Raw genomic sequence first — 21,179 nt, forward strand, 5'->3', positions numbered from 1 at the left:
GAGAGGGCGGTGCGGGGAGAAGCAGAGAAGGCAGGAGTGGGCGGTCAGCTGTCGGAGTCCGACGGCCTCCACCGGAAGATGCGGCGCTCGGCGAAGGTGAGCAGCCCTTCGGCGGCGAGCGCGACGACGGCGAGGATGACCATCGCGGCATACACACCGGCCGCGTTGAAGGTGCCCTGCGACTGTGCGACGAGCAGGCCGATGCCCTTGGTGGCGCCGATGTACTCGCCGACGATGGCGCCGATCAGGGCGAAGCCGAAGCTGACGTGGAGGCTGGTGAAGATCCACGAGGTGGCCGACGGAATGACGACCTGGAGGGTCACCCTGCGGTCGCTCGCGCCGAGGATCCGGGCGTTGGCGACCAGGTTGCGGTCGACCTCGCGGGCGCCCTGGAAGGCGTTGAAGAACACCGGGAAGAACACCAGCACGACGGCCGAGGCGACCTTGGAGGACGCGCCGAGCCCGAACCAGATCACGAAGATCGGGGCGAGCACGATCCTGGGGATCGAGTTGAGCACCTTGATGTATGGACCAAGGACATCGGCCAGGAAAGCGATCCGCCCGAGCGCGATACCGAAGACCACACCGGCGACGACACCGATGACCCAGCCGAGCAGCGCCTCGTAGAGCGTGTACCAGATCTGCTCGCCCAGGGGGCCGAGGGCGGTGCCGTGGGTCACCCAGGTCCAGATCTGGTCCCAGATCTTCGACGGCATCGAGAAGTTGAACGGATCGATGACCTTGGCCCGGGACAGGGCCTCCCACAGGCCGAGGACGGCCACCAGGAGCAGCACGCGCACGGCGAACACGATCGCCCTGCGTCTGCGGGCGGCCTGGGCCCGCGACTTGGCGCGGTCCGGGCCGGCCTTGACCGTGTCGACGACCGGTGTGCTGAGCGTCTCAGGCGACATTGGCGGCACCCCTCTCGCGGGTGATGCGGACCTCTTCGCCGAGCGACTCCCAGATCTCGCGGTAGATCTCGATGAACCGCGGCTCCAGACGCACCGACTCGACCTTGCGGGGACGGGGCAGGTCGATCTCGAAGACCTGCTTGACGGTCGCGGGCCCGGCGGTCATGACGACGACCTTGTCGGCCAGCGCGATGGACTCCTCCAGGTCGTGGGTGACGAAGACGACCGAGGCGCCGGTGCCCTCCCACAGGTCGAGGAGTTCGTCCGACATCAGGGCCCGGGTCTGCACGTCGAGCGCGGAGAACGGCTCGTCCATGAGCAGGATCTCGGGGTCGTTGACGAAGGTCGCGGCGAGCGCCACGCGCTTGCGCTGGCCGCCGGAGAGCTGGTGCGGATAACGGTCCTCGAAGGCGGCGAGCCCGACCTTGGCCAGCCAGGCGCGGGCCTTCTCCTTGGCTTCCGCCTTGGGCACGCCCCGGAAGCGGGGCCCTGCCATCACGTTGGACAGCACCGTCCGCCAGGGGAAGGTGGCGTCCTGCTGGAAGACGAAGCCGACCTTGTCGCCGACGCCGGCGACCGGCTCACCGGCCACCAGCACCTCGCCCTCACTGGGCTCCTCCAGGCCGCTGACCAGGGTCAGCGTAGTGGACTTGCCGCAACCCGTCGGCCCCACGACGGCCACGAACTCCCCACGCCCGACGGTGAGGTCGAGGTCGCGGACGGCCGTGTGCAGACCCCCCGACGGGGTCTTGAAGATCTTGCTAGCGCCCCGCAGCTCGATGGCGGGGCTGGTGTCTGCGCTCATGGGCCGGGACGGTAGGTGCGACCCGGACCACCGCAGCAGTCTTCTGGCCGCAAGCCGTTCTTTTGCTCGCAAGCATCTGTTGTGCTCTTTTTGCTCGCGCTACAACTGCGGAGCCGAAACACGGGCTTAACGCTCGCCGGCCTTGAAGGAGAGGCCTGATGATTGACGTCCTGGTGGTCGACGACGACTTCCGCGTCGCTGAGATAAACGCAAAGTACGTGGGGAAGGTTCCCGGCTTCCGGGTGGCCGCCCGCGCGCACAGCGCCGCCCAGGCGCTGGCCGCCGTGAACCGCGGCGCCATCGACCTGGTCCTGCTGGACCACTACCTGCCGGACCAGACCGGCCTCGAACTCGTCCACCGCATGCGCGAACAGGGCCACGGCACCGACGTCATCATGATCACGGCGGCCAGCGACGTGACCACCGTCCAGAAGGCGATGCGCCTGGGCGCCCTGCACTACCTGGTCAAGCCGTTCACCTTCGCCGCCCTGCGCACCCGCCTGGACTCCTACGCCGCCCTGCGCCGCACCGTCGACCGGGTCGGCGGCCGGGGACTGACGGGCCAGGAGCAGGTCGACCGCATCTTCGGCGCCCTGCGCACCTCACCGGCGCCCTCCGCGCCCGGCCTGCCCAGCGGCCACTCCGAGCCCACCACGGACCTCATCTGCGGCGTCCTGCACCGAGCCGACCATCCGCTCTCCGCCCACGAGGTCGCCGCCGAGACCGGCCTCAGCCGCTCCACCGCCCAGCGCTACCTCCGCCACCTGGAACAGGCCGGCCGCCTCCGCCTCTCCCTGAAGTACGGCGACACGGGCCGCCCGGAGCACCGCTACGCCTGGGTGGCGCCGTAGCCGTTCCGGGTGGCCCTAGACGGCCCCCGCCCCCGTCAGCGACCGCACCTCGGTCTCCGCGTGCCGGGCCTCGTCCGGGACCTCGTCAGAGGTGACCGTGCCGAGCCAGCCGGCCAGGAAGCCGAGGGGGATGGAGACGATGCCCGGGTTCTGCAACGGGAAGTACTGGAAGTCCACCCCCGGGAACAGCGCCCCAGGGCTGCCGGACACCACCGGTGACAGCACGACCAGCGCCAGCGCGGGCACGAGCCCGCCGTATACGGCCCACACCGCGCCGCGTGTCGTGAAGTTCCGCCAGAACAGCGAGTAGAGCAACGCCGGCAGGTTCGCCGAGGCCGCCACCGCGAAGGCGAGGCCCACCAGGAAGGCGACGTTCATGTCCCGGGCCAGCAGGCCGAGGGCGATCGCCACGACACCGATGCCGACCGCCGCCGTGCGCGCCACCGTGACCTCGCTGCGCTGCCTGGCGTGCGGCCTGCGCAGGGAGGCGTAGAGGTCATGGGCGACGGACGCCGAGGACGCGAGGGTGATCCCCGCGACCACGGCGAGAATCGTCGCGAAGGCAACGGCGGCGACAATCGCGAACAGAACCGTTCCGCCTGTGGAACCCGCGCCGCCGCCCAGGTCGAGCGCCAGCAGCGGAACCGCCGTGTTCCCCGACGCGTTCGACGAGCGCACCGCGTCCGGCCCGACCAGGGCCGCCGCCCCGAAGCCGAGCACGATCGTCATCAGGTAGAAACTCCCGATCAGCCCGATCGACCAGACCGCCGAGCGCCGCGCCGCCCGCGCGGTCGGCACCGTGTAGAAGCGGGACAGGATGTGCGGCAGACCCCCCGTGCCCAGTACCAGCGCCAGCCCCAGGCTGATGAAGTCCAGCCGCGCGCTCCAGTTCCCGCCGTACCTGAGTCCCGGCGCCAGGAACGACTTCCCGTGCCCGCTGCGGTCGGCGGCCGTGAGCAGCAGCCGGTCGACGTCACCGTGGAAGCGCAGCAGCACCAGCACGGTCAGCGCCACCGTCCCGCTCAGCAGCAGCACCGCCTTCACGATCTGGATCCAGGTGGTGGCCCGCATCCCGCCCAGCGAAACGTAGATCACCATCAGCGCGCCGACCCCGATGACCGTCCACGCCTGCGCCGCCTCGCTGGTCCGCCCCAGCAGCAGCGCGACCAGACTGCCCGCCCCGACCATTTGCGCCACCAAATAGAGAACGGACACGGTGACCGACGACGTTCCCACCGCGATCCGCACCGGCCGCTCGCGCATCCGCGCCGCGACCACGTCGGCCAGGGTGAACCTCCCGCAGTTCCGCACCAGTTCGGCCACCAGAAACAGCACGACAAGCCACGCGACCAGGAACCCGACCACATACAGGAGCCCGTCGTAGCCGAACAGCGCGATGAGCCCGGTCACGCCGAGGAAGGAGGCCGCCGACATGTAGTCACCCGCGATGGCAAAACCATTCTCCATCGGGGAGAAGAGCCGACCGCCGGCATAGAACTCCTCCGCCGAACCGTGCCGCTTCCGGCTCACCCACGTCGTGATCCCGAGCGTCACGGCGACGAAAGCGCTGAACAGCAGCAGCGCCAGCGTCTGGTGCTGACCCGTCATGACGCACCGCCCTGGACGCCCCGGGTCAGCTCCTGGGTGTCCCAGCGCAGTTCCAGCGCGGCACGGTCCCTGCGCAACCGCGCGTGCCGGGCGTAGGCCCAGGTGAGCAGGAACGTGGTGAGGAACTGCCCGAGCCCCGCCACCATTGCCACGTTCACCGCGCCGGCGACGGGCCGCGCCATCAGCCCGGGCGCCGTCGTCGCGGCCACCACGTACCCCACGTACCAGGTCAGGAAGACGGCGACCCCGGGCACCACGAATCTGCGGTACCGGCTGCGCACCTCCTGGAAGGCCGCACTGCGCTGCACCTCCAGATAGACGTCACGGGCGCGAACAGCCGCCCCGTCCCGCTCCGTTCGCGCCCCGGGTACGGCCGGCGGCGGCTCCCCGGTGCCGTCCCGCTCACCCCAGCCGGAGGCCAGTGCGTCGTACCAGGGGTCCTCGTACCCGGCTTCCCGGGAGGCCGTGCCGTACTCGCCCTGGTCCTCGTGCCGCCCGGCCGAACTGTCGGAGCCGCCCCCGCCGTCGCGGCGACGCCCGTTGCTTGACTGCATGCCCAAGGATGGACAGATCGGGAAGATCCCCGACTCTTCTTCCCCGGGCTCTTCACCCCATCAGGTGACTCAATCCGCTGGTGGCCGCACCAGTCCCTTCCCATAGGCGTAACGCACCGCCTGCGCCCGGTCCTTGAGCCCCGTCTTGGCGAACAGGTTGTTGATGTGTGTCTTCACGGTCGCGGTGGAGACGTGCAGTTTCCGGGCGATCTCCTGGTTGGTGAACCCCTCCGCGATCAGCACGAGGACCTCGGTCTCGCGCGCGGTCAGCCCGTCGGGCGCCTCGGTGGCCACGGGTGCCGGTTCAGGCTGCGACAGCCGCTCCAGCAGTCGCCGCTGGATGCTCGGCGACAGCCCCGCATCCCCCGACAGCACGCTCTCCACGGCTCGCACGATCTCGTCCCCGCCCGCGTCCTTGGTCAGGTACCCACGGGCGCCGGCCCGCAGCGCCGGGAACAGTGACTCGTCGTCCGCGAACGTCGTCAGCACCACCACCTGGGTCCCGGGGTACTCCGACCGGATCCGCCGGGTCGCCTCCACGCCGTCGCAGCGCGGCATCCTCAGGTCCATCAGCACCACGTCCGGAGAGAGTTCCGCGACCAGCCGGACCGCCTCCTCCCCGTCACCCGCCGCTCCGACGACCTCCACGCCGGGCAGCAGCCCGAGGAGCATCACGATCCCCTCCCTGACCACCGTCTGGTCGTCGGCGACCACGACCCGTGCGGGCTTCTTCTCCCCCTCCGTCTCCGTCATACGGGCACCCTCAACCTCACCTCGAACCCCTCGTCGTCACGCCCTGCCTCCAGCGACCCGCCCAGCAGCTCGGCCCGCTCCCGCATACCCAGCAGACCGTACCCGGCGCCGGCGCCGCTGAGCTCGCCGGGACGACCGCCCGAGTCCCGTACGTTCAGTGCCACTTCGTGCTCGCTGTAGTCCAGCCGGACCTGGACCTTGGCGCCGTGGGCGTGCTTGCGCACGTTCGTCAGCGCCTCCTGGGCGACGCGCCGTACAGTCTGGGACGCCTCCGCGGGCAGAGATCTGCGTTCACCGGTCACGGTGACCTCGGCGCCGTCGGTCGAGCCGACGAGTTCGGTCAGGAAGTCCTCCAGCGGGGTGAGCTCACCGCGCAGGGCGGACAGGGCCTGGCGGGTCTCTGCCAGCCCGTCGCGGGCCATTCCCCGGGCTGCCACCACCCGTTCGAGGATCTGATCCCGGTCGGCTCCGCGCTCGATCAGCAACCGCGCGGCCTCCAGGTGCACCATCTGCGCCGAAAGGCTGTGGGCCAGCACGTCGTGGATCTCCCGTGCGATCCTCGCCCGCTCCGCCAGCGCCGCAGACTCGGCCTCCGCCGCTCTCGCGGCACGCTCCTGCGCGAGCAGCCGCTGGGCGCTGCCCCGGGCCTCGGCGTCGAGTCGCATGACATAGCCGGCGAGAGCCATTCCGACGACGGTGGCCGCGGTGGTCAGCCATACGTCGTTGTTGAACGCGGAGTACGAGGCCAGGGCCACCGCGGCGACGGGCAGAGCGATCGCGACCGGCAGCCGCTCCAGGGCGGAGATGCCGCAGCCGCACCAGATCACGAGGGCCGGCCCCCGGAAGCCTGTGGTCTCCGCCACCACCGCGATGGCAAGGAGGACGCTGATGACCGCCAGGGAGGGCACAAGCCTGTGGGCATAAGTGGTCCGGAAGAAACCCCAGGAGACCACAGCGGTCACGACTACCCCCGCCACGGCCGCGGCCGCCCCCCAGCCGTGGACGTGCGACTGGGTGAAGGCGCTCCACAGCAGCAGGGCGAGCACGAGCAGTCGCACGCCCCAGGCGAGGGACCGCCGGGGCCGGGAGAGCCCCTCCCGGCTCAGCGCCTCTCGCGAGGGCCAGCGTGTCCAGGCGTTCTCCGTCACACGCCTTCCTTCCTGGTGACCCGGGCCATTCCGTCACCGTACGCCCGGGCAGGGCCGCTCGCGGAGGCTGCGGCGGGGAGCGACTGGGAGCGCCAGACGAGGATGCCGGCCCGCACCAGCAGGGTGACCGCCAGTCCGAGCATGAGGACCGCACTGTCCTGGTGGACGCCGACCACGGCTCCGAGGGCGTACAGCCCGACACGCACGGCTATGCCGCCGAACCAGACGATTGCGCTGGCCTTGGTGCTCTTGGTCCACACGACGCCGTCGGCTTCCCGCCACACCCGCGTGGTCCAGGCCCAGGCGGCACCCATCACCAGTCCCACCAGCAGTTCCGTGCCGAGCAGCGCGGCGGAGGCGGTGCGGTGGTGGGCGTCGAGTATGCCGGGTTCACGCAGCGCGACGACCGCGAGGATCACAGGCACCAGCCACCAGCGCCTGCCTGTGTCGATCGGACGGGCGCGGAACTGGCGCGCGATCACCACGACGACGACGGCCACGATCAGCAACGCGTTGACGAGCCCGGACATCAAAGCCTCCGTGAACGGGAAGGGGCGGCGCCGGGAGCGGGAGCTGCCGACGCCTTCGACGCTACGGAAATGCGCAGGTCAGCAGATCGGAGCGAGGGTGGATCACGGGTGGATTCCAGCGAACGGGATCCCTCCACCCCCGGGTGGAGAACTCCTCGCGGGCCACAGGGGCGGCCGACCGGGCGCAGGCGGGCCGGGGGGGTGGACCCCGCGGGCGGGGCTCGATGGGTGTGGATGGCCGACGAGGAGATCTCGTGAAACGTCCGGTGGGCACAGGCAACGCGCAGAACAGCCGACCAGCAGTCAGCTCGACGCGACGCGATGTCCGGTCCCCCGCAGGCACTGCGCAGCAAAGCTGACACCCAGCATCACGAGCACCGCAAGCGGTCCGCGGGCGGTGAGCGAGCGGTCAGCGGGCGGTTCGCGAGCGCTTCGGTTCCGTCAGCACGCCGAGCGCTTCACGAAACCGCCGCCGGACGCCGCCTCGGAGCAACCGGCGGGCCCGGCACACCGCAGTCGACGGGCTTCGCGTGGAAACGGAATCAGGAAGCGCGACAGCGACGGGCCCGCGCTCTCCGCCGGACCCCCCCGGGCAAGCCGCGCCTAGGCCGACGGACGCCTCACACTTGAGCCGGTCACGCCCCGGAAGGACGCAGCAGGTACCCCGGCAGACACCCTGCGCAGAGCGTCACCCGACGCAGGCCACCCTCGGCGTCCGACCGGACCCCGGCCGGACAGCCGACACCGGGCGTCCCGGCCGGACCGGGCAGGCCCACCGTACGGCGAACACCCACCGCGCCCCGGACCGCGCCCGCGGCCCACCGCGCCTCGGCCCACCGCCTCAGGGCCGCAGCAGGCACCCCGGCAGCCGCCCCACGCAGACCGTCGCCCGCCGACGCCGGCGTCCCAGCCGGACCGGACAGGCCGACCGGACGGCGAACACCCGCCGCCCCGGCCCAGCGCGCCTCGGCCCACCGCGTCAGGGGCCTCCGGTCGCTTCTTCGGCTGCGGCCCAGCGCAGCGGCTACGCGTCGATCCGTGACCTGTCCAGCGTCGCCGCCGAGCCGGAGATGAACTCCTTGCGGGGAGCCACGTCGTTGCCCATCAGAAGGTCGAAGACCTGTTCGGCCGCCTCCAGGTCGGAGAGGTTGATGCGGCGCAGGGTGCGGTGACGCGGGTCCATCGTCGTCTCGGCCAGCTGGTCGGCGTCCATCTCGCCGAGACCCTTGTAGCGCTGGATGGAGTCCTTGTACCGGATGCCCTTGCTCTGGAACTCCATGAGCTTGTCGCGCAGCTCGCGGTCCGAGTACGTGTACACGTACTTGTCCTGTCCCTTCTTGGGCTGCACGATCTCGATGCGGTGCAGCGGCGGCACCGCGGCGAAGACCCGGCCGGCCTCGACCATGGGCCGCATGTAGCGCTGGAACAGCGTCAGCAGCAGGCAGCGGATGTGCGAGCCGTCGACGTCGGCGTCGGTCATCATGATGATCTTGCCGTAGCGGGCCGCGTCGATGTCGAAGGTGCGGCCGGAACCCGCCCCTATGACCTGGATGATCGCCCCGCACTCGGCGTTCTTCAGCATGTCCGTCACCGAGGACCGCTGGACGTTGAGGATCTTGCCGCGGATCGGCAGCAGGGCCTGGAACTCGGAGTTCCGGGCGAGCTTCGCCGTGCCGAGCGCGGAGTCTCCCTCGACGATGAACAGTTCGCTGCGCTCGACGTCGTCACTGCGGCAGTCGGCGAGCTTGGCGGGCAGGGACGAGGACTCCAGAGCCGTCTTGCGGCGCTGCGCGTCCTTGTGCTGACGGGCCGCGATGCGGGTCCGCGCGGCGGCGACCACCTTCTCCATGACCACGCGGGCCTGGGCGGCGGCATCGCGCTTGGTTGAGGTGAGGAACGCCTTCAGTTCCTTGGAGATCACGCTGTTCACGATCCGGCGGGCGGCCGAGGTGCCGAGGACCTCCTTGGTCTGGCCCTCGAACTGCGGCTCGGCGAGCCGGACGGTGACGACGGCGGTGAGGCCCTCCAGGGCGTCGTCCTTGACGATGTCGTCCTCGGCGACGCGCAGCAGCTTCTTGGCCCGCAGGGCCTCGTTGAGGGTCTCGCGGACGGCCTGCTCGAAGCCGGCCACATGGGTGCCGCCCTTGGGCGTGGCGATGATGTTGACGAACGACCTGAGGTTCTGGTCGTAGCCGGTGCCCCAGCGCAGCGCCACGTCGACGCCGAGTTCGCGGGTGACCTCGGTGGGGGTCATCTGGCCGTGTTCGTCCAGGACCGGGACGGTCTCCTTGAAGGTGCCCTGCCCGGAGAAACGGAGGACGTCGCAGACCGGCTTGTCGGTGGCCAGGTACTCGCAGAACTCGCTGATGCCGCCGTCGAAGCGGAACGACTCCTCGCCCTTGCTGCCGCCCTCGCCGAGGCCGTATTCGTCACGGACGACGATGGTCAGACCGGGCACCAGGAACGCGGTCTGGCGAGCCCGCTGGTGCAGCGTGTCCAGGGAGAGCTTGGCGTCCTTGAGGAAGATCTGGCGGTCCGCCCAGTAGCGCACGCGCGTGCCGCTGCGGGTCTTGGGCACCCGCTTGGTCTTGCGCAGCCCGCTCCCGGCCTCGAACTTGCCGTCCGGCCCTGCGCCGGTGAAGACCCCCGGCACACCACGGCGGAAGCTGATGGCGTGCACGCTGCCGCCGCGGTCGACCTCGACGTCGAGACGCGCGGAGAGCGCGTTGACCACGGAGGCGCCGACGCCGTGCAGACCGCCGGAGGCCGCGTAGGAGCCACCGCCGAACTTGCCGCCGGCGTGCAGCTTGGTCATGACGACCTCGACGCCGGACAGGCCCGTCTTGGGCTCGACGTCGACGGGGATGCCGCGGCCGTTGTCCCGGACCTCGACGGAGCCGTCGTCGTGGAGGATGACGTCGATGTGGTCGCAGTACCCACCGAGGGCCTCGTCCACGGCGTTGTCGATGATCTCCCACAGGCAGTGCATCAGACCGCGGCTGTCGGTCGAGCCGATGTACATGCCGGGGCGCTTGCGCACGGCTTCGAGGCCCTCAAGGACGAGCAGGTGCCGCGCGGTGTAGTTGGAACCGTCCCGGTCTGCTCCTGCCAGCAGCGCTGTGGACGGCACGGACGTATCGGCGGTCACGCGGTTCGCTCCTCGCTGAATTTCAATGGAGCCCCTTTGGGGTAAGGGGCCGGCTTCGGTCGCCGCTCAGAGGGTACCGAGGCCTGGTAGAGCCGTTGTAACGCCACCCTCGTCATGAACTCACACTAGTCCAGCGTCGCATGCGTGTTCGATCCCTCGATGGAGTGAAGTACATATCACGTTCCCTTCGAGGCATGAACCATTTAGGCTCCGGGCACGTCCTCACAAACAACCGGCAACCCGGCCGGGAGGATGAGACCGATGAATCGCGCGAACCCGTAAGCACCTAAGACGACGCAATACGGCACATTCGCCGCCAACCGGCAGCAGACGGCCACCTCGAAAGATTTTTTTCGAGGAGAAGCCCCGAGCGGGAACGTTTTCGGGCTGGTTGGATGTTGACCCTGGTACGACAGCTCGTCGAGCTAGAGAAGAGGCGACGTGACTACTGTTCTGACCCCCGCGAGCCACCTGACGGCCGCCGATCGCTGCGACCGCTGCGGCGCCCAGGCATACCTGCGCGTCGTGCTGCTCAGCGGCGGAGAACTGCTCTTCTGCGCCCACCACGGTCGCAAGTTCGAGCCGGAACTCAAGAAGATCGCCGCTGAGATACAGGACGAGACGGAACGGCTGACCTCCGCTCCTGCCACCGCCTCCGAAGATGAGCGCTGACCTCTCGCATCCACGACGAGCCAGCTCCGGCAAAGGCCGGTGAAGGGCGGCCGCTCCTCAGGGAGCGGCCGCCCTCGTCGTATCCGCGTCAAGGCCCTCAGGAGCGCCCGTGAGGCCCTCGCGCACCCCTGAGAGCACCTCCGGGACCAAGTGCCCGTACGACCTCCGAGACGCGCGTGTAGACGCCGGGGCTGTCCGGTCGCCCGCAGCCGCTCCCCCATGACACGAGCCCGATCAGCTTGCCCTTGGCGACCAGCGGCCCGCCACTGTCGCCCTGGCAGGCGTCGGGGCCGCCCCCGGTCTCGCCTGCGCACACCATCGAGTCGGACCGGTAGGTGCCGTCGGGACCACCGGGATAGGCCCGCTCGCATGTCCCGTCCGGCAGCACGTGGAGCCGCGCCGCGTAGAGCCGACGTGAGTAGTCGCCGCCGCCCGTGATGTCGCCCCAGCCAGAGACCAGGGCACTGGTGCCGGGCGCGTAGGCGGTGTCCCCCCGGGGGGCCATCGCGATGACCGCGCGGGCCGGCAAGGGCTCGGCAAGCGTGAGGACGGCGAAGTCACCGGTGTTCGCGTCGGGGTCGTAGTCCGGATTGATCCGGGCCGCGGTCACCGGGATCTCCTTGCCCTGTGCGGCGAGCAGATCCGTGCGGCCCGCGATGACCTTGAGGTCGCGGACCGGGTCGGACGGCCCGCCGATGACCTCGTCGGCCAGGCAGTGGGCCGCGGTCAGCACGGTGGTCCGGCCGATCGCCACCCCGCCGCAGAACTGACCGGCCCGCGTACCTCCGAACCGGTCACGGCTGGACAGCGCGACCGTCCAGGGGGCCTGGGAGACGTCGACGGGGAAGCCGCCGACCACGACGCTGTCGGCAGTGGCGGGAGACGTGGTGGCCAGCGGTATGGCCGTGCTGACGGCCGCCAGGATCAGCGGCCGGATCAGGGCCGGGGCAACAGGACGGCGCATGCACGCTCCTCACTCTGGGTGGGACTGGGACACCCAGAGTCATCCAGTGCACCGCACCCCGCAGCACGAAGGCCCGGCCTCCGCGGTGGGAGGCCGGGCCTTCGACGCCGTACGAACGCGACCTAGTCGAGGTAGTCGCGCAGCACCTGGGACCGCGACGGGTGGCGCAGCTTCGACATGGTCTTGGACTCGATCTGGCGGATGCGCTCACGCGTGACGCCGTACACCTTGCCGATCTCGTCGAGGGTCTTCGGCTGACCGTCGGTGAGACCGAACCGCATGGAGACGACACCGGCCTCGCGCTCGGACAGGGTGTCCAGCACCGAGTGCAGCTGCTCCTGGAGGAGCGTGAAGCTGACGGCGTCGGCCGGGACGACGGCCTCGGAGTCCTCGATGAGGTCGCCGAACTCGCTGTCGCCGTCCTCGCCCAGCGGGGTGTGCAGGGAGATGGGCTCACGGCCGTACTTCTGGACCTCGATGACCTTCTCCGGGGTCATGTCGAGTTCCTTGGCCAGCTCCTCCGGGGTGGGCTCGCGGCCCAGGTCCTGGAGCATCTGGCGCTGCACGCGCGCGAGCTTGTTGATGACCTCGACCATGTGCACCGGGATACGGATGGTGCGGGCCTGGTCGGCCATGGCGCGGGTGATCGCCTGCCGGATCCACCAGGTGGCGTACGTGGAGAACTTGTAGCCCTTGGTGTAGTCGAACTTCTCGACCGCGCGGATCAGACCGAGGTTGCCCTCCTGGATGAGGTCCAGGAAGAGCATGCCGCGGCCGGTGTAGCGCTTGGCCAGGGAGACCACCAGACGGAGGTTGGCCTCCAGGAGGTGGTTCTTGGCGCGGCGGCCGTCCTCGGCGATGATCTCCAGCTCGCGCTTGAGCTTGGGGGCCAGCTTGTCGGCGTTGGCCAGCTTGTCCTCGGCGAACAGGCCGGCCTCGATGCGCTTGGCGAGTTCGACCTCCTGCTCGGCGTTGAGCAGGGGGACCTTGCCGATCTGCTTGAGGTAGTCCTTGACCGGGTCGGCGGTGGCACCGGCCGCGGCGACCTGCTGCGCCGGCGCGTCGTCCTCGTCCTCGTCGGACAGGACGAAGCCCGCGCTCTCGGTGCCCTCCGGCTCCTCGGCGCCCGCCTTGGCCTCCTCGAGGACCTCTTCCTCGAGGATCTCGGCGTCGTCCTTCTTGGCGGCGGTCTTCTTGGCCACCGTCTTCTTGGCGGCGGCGGTCGCGGTCTTCTTCGCGGCCGTCTTCTTGGCGGCGGGGGCGGCCTTCTTGGCAACGGCCTTCTTCACGGGCGCCGCCTCCTCGGCCGGGTCGTCGGCGACGGCGGCGGGCGCCACGGCAGGGGCGGCCGTGGCGGTGGCCTTCCTGGTGGTCACCGTCTTCGCCGCGACCGTCTTGGTGGCGGTGCGCTTGGCCGGACTCTTCGCTGCGACGCTCTTACGGGTGCGCTTGGGCTCCGCGGCACTGACCATCAGCGTCACACCCTCTTCCTCAAGGATCTGGTTGAGGCTGCGCAGTACGTTCTTCCACTGAGTGGCCGGAATCTGGTCAGCTTCGAAGGCCCGACGCACATCGTCGCCGGCGATCTGCCCCTCAGCCTTTCCCCGCTCAATGAGAGCCATGACAGAGACGGACTCGGCGATCTCCGGCGGGAGCGTACGGGATGTGCTGGCCGACACGAACAACCTCTCGGAACGTTGGAAAACGGCTTCCGGCCCCGTCCGGGACGGACTGGAGCCGACCGCCGGCTTGGGGATGGGCCGACGGCGCGGGCGAGGGCCGGGGAAGATTCACAGCGCCATGAATGGCGTCCGTATTCCCTCCGCGGCTGTCACCTCTTAGGTCATCGCGTTGTTCGCAAGAGCGTTACGCCCAATCTACGTGGCCCGAGTCACACCCCGTAAGTGCTCAAAAACGGTCAGACATGGGCATAGGTAGTCGTTGATGATCTCTCCGGGCCGTTCGGACCACTTCGGAGCCCGCCGCACGGCCGCCGCGCAACAGGTCCGGTCGTACGCCGCCGGACCCGTCGCGCCACCGGCCACCGCGCCCGGACCGCGCCCGGCCCGGCCGCACCGCCGGGCCCCGCCGGAGCCCTGAAGGATCCGGCGGGGTCCGGCGGCGGCCGACGGAAGCGGGTTCCCGAACCGACGGCGCCCCGACAACGCGGGGCTGGCCGAGCGCACCGCTCTCGACGCGGGTCAGTGCTCGCGCGGAGCAGGCACCACGCGCTCCACCTCGGGGTGGACGGTCAGCAGCTGACGCATCGCCGACTCGGCCGCGGTGCCGTCGCCGGTGCCGAGCGCGTCGACGATCCGCGCGTGCTGGGCCAGGGACGTCTCGTTCGGCCGCTCACAGCCGGTGACCGGGCCGCCGGACACCTGGAGGGCCGCCGACACGATGCCGGACAGGTGCTCCAGCATGCGGTTGCCGGCGATCTGGATGAGCAGCGAGTGGAACTCGGCGTCGGCGCGCGAGAAGGTCAGCGCGTCACCCTGCGCCATGGCGTGGCTCATGATCTCGACCATGTCGCAGAGCCGCTGCTGGACGTCCTCGCGCCCGTGCCCGGCGGCGAGGCGGGCGGCGAGCGGCTCGATCGTCCAGCGCAGCTCGCTGAGCTCGCGGCGCTGGTCGTCGCGCTGCGGCCCGAAGGCCCGCCACTCGATGATGTCCGGGTCGAGGAGGTTCCAGTCGCTGACGGGACGTACCCGTGTGCCGACGTTCGGGCGGGCACTGACCAGGCCCTTGGCCTCCAGGACCCGGAGGGACTCACGGACGACGGTGCGGGAGACCTCGAAACGCTGGCCGATCTCCTCGGGAACCAGGGGGCGGTCCGCGCCCAGGTCGCCCGAGACGATCATCTGACCCAGCTGTTGGACGAGTTGACCGTGCAGTCCGCGGCCACGGCTGCCCGCGGCGCGCCGGCCCACACGGCCCAGCTCCGGATCCGCGCCCTCCCAGGCGGGCGTGCCGACCCGATCGGTGACGGGGACCTCCACGTACGGGTAGCGGTCGAGTTCGCCCGGGCCGACCAGACCAGAGTCTGCGGAGCGGGCGGCGGTCATCATGGTGTGCGCAAGGGTACTCACGGATCCTTTGTCGGCGCTGCCTCCAACTCCCTTGAGGTCTTTGGTGAAAAGCACACGAAAGGGTGATCGCTCACCCCATCGCAATTGACGCCTTATCGGAAAGAAATGGCCGATCTGCGGGGAGTTGTGCGCACGGCGGGATCGCAAGCGCCCGGTCCCCGGTCATCGGGCCCTGGTCCGCAGGGTGCTGAACAGATACGCGCAGACCAGTGCCGCCAGCGACAACGCCAGTGCGGCGCCCACAGGTTGGGCCAGCACCCGGGCCGCGCCGACCAGATACCGCTCTCCCCCGAAGGGCCACTTCAGCAGGAACGTCTCCCGCATCCGCATCGGGAATCCGGCGGCCATCCGTACTCCCGTCCCCTGCACAGCCCTGTGTACGACGGGGACGACGAGCACGGGCACGGCGAGCACCGCGGCGAGACCGGCCGTGGTGGACCGGAAGACACCGGCCGCCAGTACGCCGGCCCAGGCGCAGCCGACGACCAGTGCGAACCAACTCGCGGTCAGGGAGATCCAGTCGGCGGGAACCTGTGCGAGCTCCCGTCCGTAGACGAGGTAGAGCACTTCGGCGTCACAGCCAAGGGTGAGGAACGAGAGCAGGACCGCGGTCGCTCCGGAGACCAGCAGTTTCGCGGTGAGCAGCCCCAGTCGGCGCGGCACCGTGCCACGGTCCGAGGCCAGCGCGGGGTGACGGAACTCGTCTCCGAAGGCCAGGGCCCCGAGCAGTCCCGCGCCGAGCGCCGCCGGAGGCAGCGGCAGCTCCCGCGGCCAGGCGGCGAACAGCCGGGCCTGCGGGGTGTGTCCCACCCGGGCCAGCAGTACGGCGCTGAGGGCGGACACCAGCAGCACGGCACCGCAGGTGAGGAAGCCGGTGCCGATGCCGGCGGCCCGGCGCAGTTCGTAGCGCAGGGGGCGGAGCGGGCTGGGGGCGGGGCGGACGGAGATGGGGGGCGGAAGCGGGGAGAGAAGGTCCGGCTCGCCATCGGCGCCGTCGCGGCGCGCGGGGGCGACCGGCGGCGGGACGGACTCCTCGCCGGTCGCCGGAGCCTTGCGGGGTTCCGGCTGCGGGTGCTCGGCGGGCCGTTGGACGGCGGAGGTTTCGGCGGCTCCCGCGGGGATGCAGGGCCGGGTTGCAGGAGCGTCCGCGGTTGCGGCGCGGATCGGCAGCTCATCGCTGACTGCCTCGGCGGGCCCCACGTCCGTCGGGAGCCGGTCCGCAGGTGCATCGGCGGACACCGCGCAGGGCGTCGACCGGGCCGCGGCGGCCGCGACTCGGGCCGACGGGCGGGCGGTCGGGGCTTGGCCGGACACCGGAGGGCTCGGCGACTGGGCGGACGTGGCGGCCGGTGGCTGGGCGGGCACGGCGGGCGCTGTCCGGGTCGTCCCGGCGTGCCCGGAGGTCCCCGCCGAGCCGACGGAGCCGACGGATCCGACGGGGGCCGACGGTTTGCCGGTCGAGGGGGCGGCCGAGGCAGCGGTCGACGGCTCGGCCGTCGCCGGAGCGGGCAACTCGCCCGCGGCTCGCACAAGGGTGTCACGCTCCGTGTCCGCAGTCGTCGGCAGAGACGTGACGGGCAGGTGGCCGGCGCGGCCCGCGACGGTACTGCAGGACTGGGATTCAGCCGCGTCGCAGGGTTCCGTTGCGGCCGTCGGCCGGCTCCGGCCCTGCTCCTGGTCGGGGGTGCGCGGCTGCTGCGCAAGGCCCGGGGCGACCGCGGGCTGCGGGCCGCCCAGCTCCGCCCTCGGCTGCGGTGCGACCGCGGGCGTGTCCGCGTCCCTGCGCAGGTCCGCGTGCGGCGCGTCCTGCCGACCGGCGGCAGGCACCTCCGCGGCCGGCTGCGGATGCGCCGGCCGGTCACCGTGCACCGCGGCCTGCTCCCCGGCACTCTCGGCATCTCGCCGATCGCCCGCAGGCCACCCCTCCTCGGCCGCGGCCGGTTCAACGGGGTCCGGCTCCGGCCGCTCCGTCCGCGGCGCCGCTCCCGCCTCGGACCCCTCCTCCGCCTGGGGCTCAGCCCCGGCGCCCGCCCCCATGTCACCGGTCTCGTCGGCGAGTTGGTGGACCAGGATGCCGTGGCGGAAGGCGGTCTCGCCGACCTCGGCTGTCGAACTGCCGTACACGGAGAGGCGGTTGCCGCCTTCCTCCACGACCTCCACCGAGCGGTGTGCGGTGCGGGCCTCCTTGCTGAGGGCGGCGGCGAGCCGGGCGGCATGGGGGCTGCGGACGGCCACGCGCGGGCGGAGCCGGGTGCGGGCGAACTCGCCGGCCTCCTGGTCCGCGACGAGCCTGCCGGTCTCCAGGGTGACGACGCGGTCGGCGGCGCGGGCGGCCTCCTTGGGGTCGGCGGTGGTGAACAGAACCGTGCCGCCCTGCCCCGCGTGCGCCCGGAGCATGCGGTGCAGCCAGAGGGCTTCACGGGTGGGGAGGCCGTCCGCGGGTTCGTCCAGGACGAGGGTGTGCGGATCGGTAAGGAGGGCGCAGGCCAGGCCGAGCCGGCGGTCCATGCCGTGCGACAGCGTGCCGAGGCGCTCCTCACGCAGGCTGACGAGCCCGACCGCTTCGAGCACCTCGTCGGCGCGCCGGGCGGGCACCCCGGCCGCCGCGCACAGCATGCGCAGATGACCGCGGACCGAGCGGGACGGATGACCGGGGACGTCGCCGAGGACCACGCCGACCTCGCGCGCGGGGTGGGCGATGCGGTGCAGGGGGCGACCCCTGAAGTAGGTGAGGCCGCGGCCCTGTTGAAGTTCGAGCATCAGTCTGAGCGTCGTGGTCTTGCCCGCTCCTGCCCCGCCCAGGAGGGCGGTGACGCGGCCCGCGCTCGCTTCGAAGGTCACGTCGTCGACGGCGGGCGGGTGCGCCTTGCGGGGGGTGCTGGTCAGTCCGAAGGCCTGGATCACCTTAGGGAAGATAGCGCGGAATGACCGTTTTTCCGGGTATAGAAGGTTTTAACCTCGCCCAAGTTCGCGCTGTCGGACGGTCACACCTCGGGCCGGAGCATCGGCGGGTTGAGCAGAGTGGCCCCGCCGGCCCGGAAAAGCTGGGCCGGACGACCGCCCTGGCGGGTGGTCGTACCCCCGGTGGGGACGAGGAAGCCGGGGGTTCCGGTCACCTTGCGGTGGAAGTTCCGCGGGTCGAGTGCCACCCCCCACACCGCCTCGTAGACCCGGCGCAGCTCGCCGACCGTGAACTCGGGCGGGCAGAACGCGGTGGCCAGGGACGAGTACTCGATCTTGGACCGGGCCCGTTCCACCCCGTCGGACAGGATCTGGGCGTGGTCGAAGGCGAGCGGCGCGACGGACTCGCCGTCCCGGCCGTAGCCGCCCTGCGCGAGCAGCTCCTCCACCGGCGCCCAGCGGGCGTTGCTGGCGTCGCCGCCCGCGCGCGGTGCGGGGAGGTCCGGGGCGAGGGCGAGGTGGGCGACACTGACCACACGCATCCGCGGGTCGCGCTTGGGATCACCGTAGGTCGCCAGCTGCTCCAGGTGGGCTCCGCCCTCCTGCGCGGGGGCGTCGGGGCCGTGGGCCCGCAGCCCTGTCTCCTCGGCGAGTTCCCGCGCCGCCGCCTGCGAAAGGTCCTCGTCGGCCCGCACGAAGCCGCCCGGCAGCGCCCAGCGCCCCTGGAACGGCGACTCGCCTCTGCGCACCGCCAACGCACACAGGGCATGTCGGCGCACGGTCAGCACGACCAGGTCCACGGTGACGGCGAACGGCGGAAAGGCTGACGGGTCGTAGGGCATGCGGTGATCATAGTCGTCTGCCTGACGATAAACACTCCCTTCGGTACTCACTCCGACGGCTGATCCACTTCGCTCCGGTATGCGCCTCCGGTATGCGCCTCCGTTCCTTCCGGCACACGTTCGTGACCCGGTCGTCCTTTCGCCACGGCCGTGACGCCGGACATGGTCGGGCTTCTCCCGCCAGGAGCTCACACCCCCAGCTGCAGGCCGTCCGCGGCCTGCTCGACCATGGCCAGACCGAGCCGGCTGACCCGCACCGAGAAGGGAGCACCGGCCACTCGCAGCCCGGTCAGGCCGAGCTCGCCCAGGGGGGCGCTGTGGACCGGGCGGAGGGTGACGGTACCTGCCGGGGCGTCGGGACGGATGCCGGCAAGGGTGCTGAGGAGCAGGACCCCGGCCGCGGCGGCCGTGGCCGCCGGACGGCAGGCCGCGGGATGCGGAAGGGGCGCACTTCCCTCGCAGCGCTGCTCTCCGGCGAACATCTCCGGCAACCGGTGACCGAAGTGCTCGGACGCCGCGAGCAGGCCACGCAGCAGCCCGCCCGCCTCCTTCTCGTAGCCCGCGGCGGCCAGCCCGGCGACGGCGAGCGCCGTCTCCTGGACCCGGACGGCGCCGGAGCGATGTCCGAACGGACTGTGCCCGGCCTCCTTCGCGCCCAGGCCACGCAGCCCCCATCCCGAGTCCATGGCCGGTCCGCCGAGCAGCCGGGCGAGCTGCTCGGTCTGCACCTTGTCGAGCAGGCCGACGGCCAGTTCGCCGGCACCGAGCAGGCCGGTGTCGAGCAGGTGCACGGTGGAGGAGCCCAGGTGGGCCAGGGGCCGGCCGTCCGGGGTCAGGGCCGCCGCAGGACGGCCGCCGCCCCGGTCATCGATCCAGAAGTCAGCGCGGAACGCCTTTCTCAGCTCCGCAGCCCACTGCCGCAGCCCCGCGCTTCCGGGCCGCCCGCAGGCATCGAGGAGGTCGGCACCGAGCAGGGCGGCCCGATGGGCGTGGGCCTGGGTCTCGCCACGCGTGAGGCCGCCGGGCTGCGGGTCGCGGAGGTAGGCATGGTCGCCCACCGTGGTGCGCAGCCAGGCCAGGCAACGCTCGGCGGCGGGCAGCAGTTCCCGCGTCTCCTGTTCCGGGAGCCCCCACCGGCGGGCCTCCGACAGCAGGACGGGGAAGAGAAGGGTGGCCTCCGTCCCCGTGCAGCCCGGCGGCAGGTGTGCCCCGGCGTCGCGGTGCGGGCCGGGGATCATGCCGGTCCGCAGTCCCGGACCGCGGAGCTGGGTGCGTGCCAGGATGCGCAGTGTGCCTGCGGCGAGGCGGGTGCCGAGGGGCAGGGTCATCCGGGCGGCGGCGAGTGCCTCGGCCGGTGCCAGACCACAGCGCCAGGGCGCCCCGGCGGCGAGATAGCTGTCGGAGGGATGTGCGGGATCGCGGAGCAGCAGCGCCTGGAGGTCGTCGATGGCCGCCCTCAGCAAGGCGGTCGCCCTCGGGTCGTCGCCCGTCGCTCTGGCCGGTGCCAGCGGGCTGCTCGCGGCACGTCCCACGGCGCGCAGGTGGCTCGCGCCGTCCGGGCGCACTCGCAGCTCCACGCTCGCCGTTCCGCCCGGCGGCAGCTCGAACTCCCAGCGCAGCAGTCCCGCCGAGGCCAGCGCATCGGACGGTGGCGGGTCCGCCGTGACCGAGGCGTTGCCGGTGGCGGTGGTCCAGCGAAGGCCGGAGTCGTGGACAGTGGCCGGGAGTTCGGGTCCCGGGGCGCCGGAGGCGATGGCGCTCAGGTCTGCCAGGTCCGTACCGAGGGCCGCCTCCAGAGGCAGGCGCATGGGGTGCGGTGCGCAGTTGCGCAAGATGATGCGCTCCGTGCCGTCGGCGTGCCGGATCCGTTCCACGACGACGTCCGGATCCGGGCCGGCCGCCGGGGAGACCCGGAGCGTGCCGACGAAGCGGGCGGAGTCCGCTCCCGTCACCCGGGCCTGCACCGCGAGCGGTTCACGGCCTGCCACGCGGACCTGGCAGCGCGCGAGCAGCCGCCGGCCCGCGCGGTAGAACCCTTCCAGCCCCTGGCCGGTCAGCTGACCGTCTTCAGTGGAGATGGCGAGGCCGGGCAGCGCGACACAGATCAGGGCGGTGTGCGTGGGCGGCAGGCCGCCGGCGCGCCCCGGGCCCTGAGCAGCCAGGCGGGTCGGGGTGGGCCGGGGTGCCCGGCCGCGCGGCTGTCCGGGGCCGAGGCCGCCGTCCGCCGGTGGCGGCCAGGGCGGACCGTCCCGCAGCCGGCGGTTGTCGGTGGCAGTGGAGGGCGGAGTCGGCTGATGCATGGGGAGGCTTCTTCTGTGCGCTGTGCGCCCGTGATGTGCCGGGCGCCGGACGGAGGGCTCCGAAGGGACGGACGGCGGCACGGCCCGTCCAGGCGTTCCGCCA

General features: G+C 71.6%; 16 protein-coding genes. 2 read left to right on the forward strand and 14 right to left on the reverse strand.

Annotated elements, in window-relative coordinates; genetic code table 11:
- Positions 1 to 44: 44 nt before the first annotated feature.
- The gene (locus ACFY0K_RS40300; RefSeq protein ID WP_390644035.1) at positions 45 to 911 is read right to left on the reverse strand and encodes an ABC transporter permease; all 867 of its coding nucleotides are present in this window, start codon (positions 909 to 911) and stop codon (positions 45 to 47) included.
- Complete coding sequence (locus ACFY0K_RS40305) at positions 901 to 1,716, reverse strand: ABC transporter ATP-binding protein (protein WP_352363923.1); 816 nt, start codon at positions 1,714 to 1,716, stop codon at positions 901 to 903. Before ACFY0K_RS40305 ends, ACFY0K_RS40300 begins: the two co-directional genes overlap by 11 nt.
- A gap of 158 nt (positions 1,717 to 1,874) precedes the next feature.
- Here ACFY0K_RS40305 and ACFY0K_RS40310 point away from each other — a divergent pair, with 158 nt between their 5' ends.
- A complete protein-coding gene (locus tag ACFY0K_RS40310; RefSeq protein ID WP_390644036.1) occupies positions 1,875 to 2,567 on the forward strand; it encodes a response regulator in 693 nt (230 codons plus the stop codon).
- A 15-nt stretch (positions 2,568 to 2,582) separates the two neighbouring features.
- On the opposite strand, the gene ACFY0K_RS40315 is transcribed toward ACFY0K_RS40310, so the two are convergent.
- The 6 genes from ACFY0K_RS40315 to ACFY0K_RS40340 all read right to left on the reverse strand — a co-directional run bounded on the left by ACFY0K_RS40315 (position 2,583) and on the right by ACFY0K_RS40340 (position 10,308).
- Positions 2,583 to 4,175, reverse strand: coding sequence for a cation acetate symporter (locus tag ACFY0K_RS40315; protein ID WP_390644037.1), 1,593 nt, complete (start codon positions 4,173 to 4,175; stop codon positions 2,583 to 2,585).
- Complete coding sequence (locus ACFY0K_RS40320; protein WP_390644038.1) at positions 4,172 to 4,729, reverse strand: DUF485 domain-containing protein; 558 nt, start codon at positions 4,727 to 4,729, stop codon at positions 4,172 to 4,174. The genes ACFY0K_RS40315 and ACFY0K_RS40320 overlap by 4 nt, the downstream gene beginning before the upstream one ends.
- A 69-nt stretch (positions 4,730 to 4,798) precedes the next feature.
- Complete coding sequence (locus ACFY0K_RS40325; RefSeq protein WP_217552983.1) at positions 4,799 to 5,482, reverse strand: response regulator transcription factor; 684 nt, start codon at positions 5,480 to 5,482, stop codon at positions 4,799 to 4,801.
- Positions 5,479 to 6,630 (reverse strand): sensor histidine kinase, encoded by a 1,152-nt coding sequence (locus ACFY0K_RS40330; RefSeq protein WP_390644039.1) that lies wholly within the window; start codon positions 6,628 to 6,630, stop codon positions 5,479 to 5,481. Before ACFY0K_RS40330 ends, ACFY0K_RS40325 begins: the two co-directional genes overlap by 4 nt.
- Complete coding sequence (locus ACFY0K_RS40335) at positions 6,627 to 7,160, reverse strand: DUF1453 domain-containing protein (protein WP_390644040.1); 534 nt, start codon at positions 7,158 to 7,160, stop codon at positions 6,627 to 6,629. The genes ACFY0K_RS40330 and ACFY0K_RS40335 overlap by 4 nt, the downstream gene beginning before the upstream one ends.
- Positions 7,161 to 8,184: 1,024 nt before the next feature.
- Positions 8,185 to 10,308, reverse strand: a complete 2,124-nt coding sequence (locus ACFY0K_RS40340; RefSeq protein ID WP_388604564.1) for a type IIA DNA topoisomerase subunit B — start codon at positions 10,306 to 10,308, stop codon at positions 8,185 to 8,187.
- A gap of 441 nt (positions 10,309 to 10,749) precedes the next feature.
- On the opposite strand from ACFY0K_RS40340, the gene ACFY0K_RS40345 reads away from it, so the two are divergent.
- The gene (locus ACFY0K_RS40345; RefSeq protein ID WP_181803130.1) at positions 10,750 to 10,980 is read left to right on the forward strand and encodes a hypothetical protein; all 231 of its coding nucleotides are present in this window, start codon (positions 10,750 to 10,752) and stop codon (positions 10,978 to 10,980) included.
- A gap of 97 nt (positions 10,981 to 11,077) precedes the next feature.
- Here the strand turns inward: ACFY0K_RS40345 and ACFY0K_RS40350 are convergent, their stop codons facing one another.
- The 6 genes from ACFY0K_RS40350 to ACFY0K_RS40375 all read right to left on the reverse strand — a co-directional run bounded on the left by ACFY0K_RS40350 (position 11,078) and on the right by ACFY0K_RS40375 (position 21,076).
- The gene (locus ACFY0K_RS40350) at positions 11,078 to 11,944 is read right to left on the reverse strand and encodes a serine protease (protein WP_390644041.1); all 867 of its coding nucleotides are present in this window, start codon (positions 11,942 to 11,944) and stop codon (positions 11,078 to 11,080) included.
- Positions 11,945 to 12,066: 122 nt separating this feature from the next.
- Entirely contained in the window at positions 12,067 to 13,623 is a 1,557-nt protein-coding gene (locus tag ACFY0K_RS40355; protein WP_390644042.1) for an RNA polymerase sigma factor, read from the reverse strand.
- A gap of 522 nt (positions 13,624 to 14,145) precedes the next feature.
- Positions 14,146 to 15,033: a FadR/GntR family transcriptional regulator gene (locus ACFY0K_RS40360; RefSeq protein ID WP_390644043.1), complete on the reverse strand. Its 888-nt coding sequence runs from the start codon at positions 15,031 to 15,033 to the stop codon at positions 14,146 to 14,148.
- A gap of 162 nt (positions 15,034 to 15,195) precedes the next feature.
- Positions 15,196 to 17,937 (reverse strand): ATP-binding cassette domain-containing protein, encoded by a 2,742-nt coding sequence (locus tag ACFY0K_RS40365; RefSeq protein ID WP_390644044.1) that lies wholly within the window; start codon positions 17,935 to 17,937, stop codon positions 15,196 to 15,198.
- Positions 17,938 to 18,017: 80 nt separating this feature from the next.
- Positions 18,018 to 18,776 carry an NUDIX hydrolase gene (locus ACFY0K_RS40370; RefSeq protein WP_351960224.1) on the reverse strand — a complete coding sequence of 253 codons (759 nt, stop codon included), beginning with the start codon at positions 18,774 to 18,776 and terminating at the stop codon, positions 18,018 to 18,020.
- Between the two features lie 188 nt (positions 18,777 to 18,964).
- On the reverse strand, positions 18,965 to 21,076 hold the full coding sequence (locus ACFY0K_RS40375; RefSeq protein ID WP_390644045.1) for a glycogen debranching N-terminal domain-containing protein: 2,112 nt from the start codon (positions 21,074 to 21,076) through the stop codon (positions 18,965 to 18,967).
- Positions 21,077 to 21,179 lie beyond the last annotated feature (103 nt).

It is taken from the genome of Streptomyces sp. NPDC001507, assembly GCF_042894765.1.
GTDB lineage: Bacteria > Actinomycetota > Actinomycetes > Streptomycetales > Streptomycetaceae > Streptomyces.

What these genes read in the sequence shown, in the direction of transcription:
- ACFY0K_RS40300 (WP_390644035.1), bottom strand. Translation starts at nt 911, where the DNA reads ATGTCGCCTGAGACGCTCAGCACACCGGTCGTCGACACGGTCAAGGCC.
- ACFY0K_RS40335 (WP_390644040.1), bottom strand. Translation starts at nt 7,160, where the DNA reads ATGTCCGGGCTCGTCAACGCGTTGCTGATCGTGGCCGTCGTCGTCGTG.
- ACFY0K_RS40305 (WP_352363923.1), bottom strand. Translation starts at nt 1,716, where the DNA reads ATGAGCGCAGACACCAGCCCCGCCATCGAGCTGCGGGGCGCTAGCAAG.
- ACFY0K_RS40310 (WP_390644036.1), top strand. Translation starts at nt 1,875, where the DNA reads ATGATTGACGTCCTGGTGGTCGACGACGACTTCCGCGTCGCTGAGATA.
- ACFY0K_RS40370 (WP_351960224.1), bottom strand. Translation starts at nt 18,776, where the DNA reads ATGCCCTACGACCCGTCAGCCTTTCCGCCGTTCGCCGTCACCGTGGAC.
- ACFY0K_RS40375 (WP_390644045.1), bottom strand. Translation starts at nt 21,076, where the DNA reads ATGCATCAGCCGACTCCGCCCTCCACTGCCACCGACAACCGCCGGCTG.
- ACFY0K_RS40320 (WP_390644038.1), bottom strand. Translation starts at nt 4,729, where the DNA reads ATGCAGTCAAGCAACGGGCGTCGCCGCGACGGCGGGGGCGGCTCCGAC.
- ACFY0K_RS40325 (WP_217552983.1), bottom strand. Translation starts at nt 5,482, where the DNA reads ATGACGGAGACGGAGGGGGAGAAGAAGCCCGCACGGGTCGTGGTCGCC.
- ACFY0K_RS40315 (WP_390644037.1), bottom strand. Translation starts at nt 4,175, where the DNA reads ATGACGGGTCAGCACCAGACGCTGGCGCTGCTGCTGTTCAGCGCTTTC.
- ACFY0K_RS40350 (WP_390644041.1), bottom strand. Translation starts at nt 11,944, where the DNA reads ATGCGCCGTCCTGTTGCCCCGGCCCTGATCCGGCCGCTGATCCTGGCG.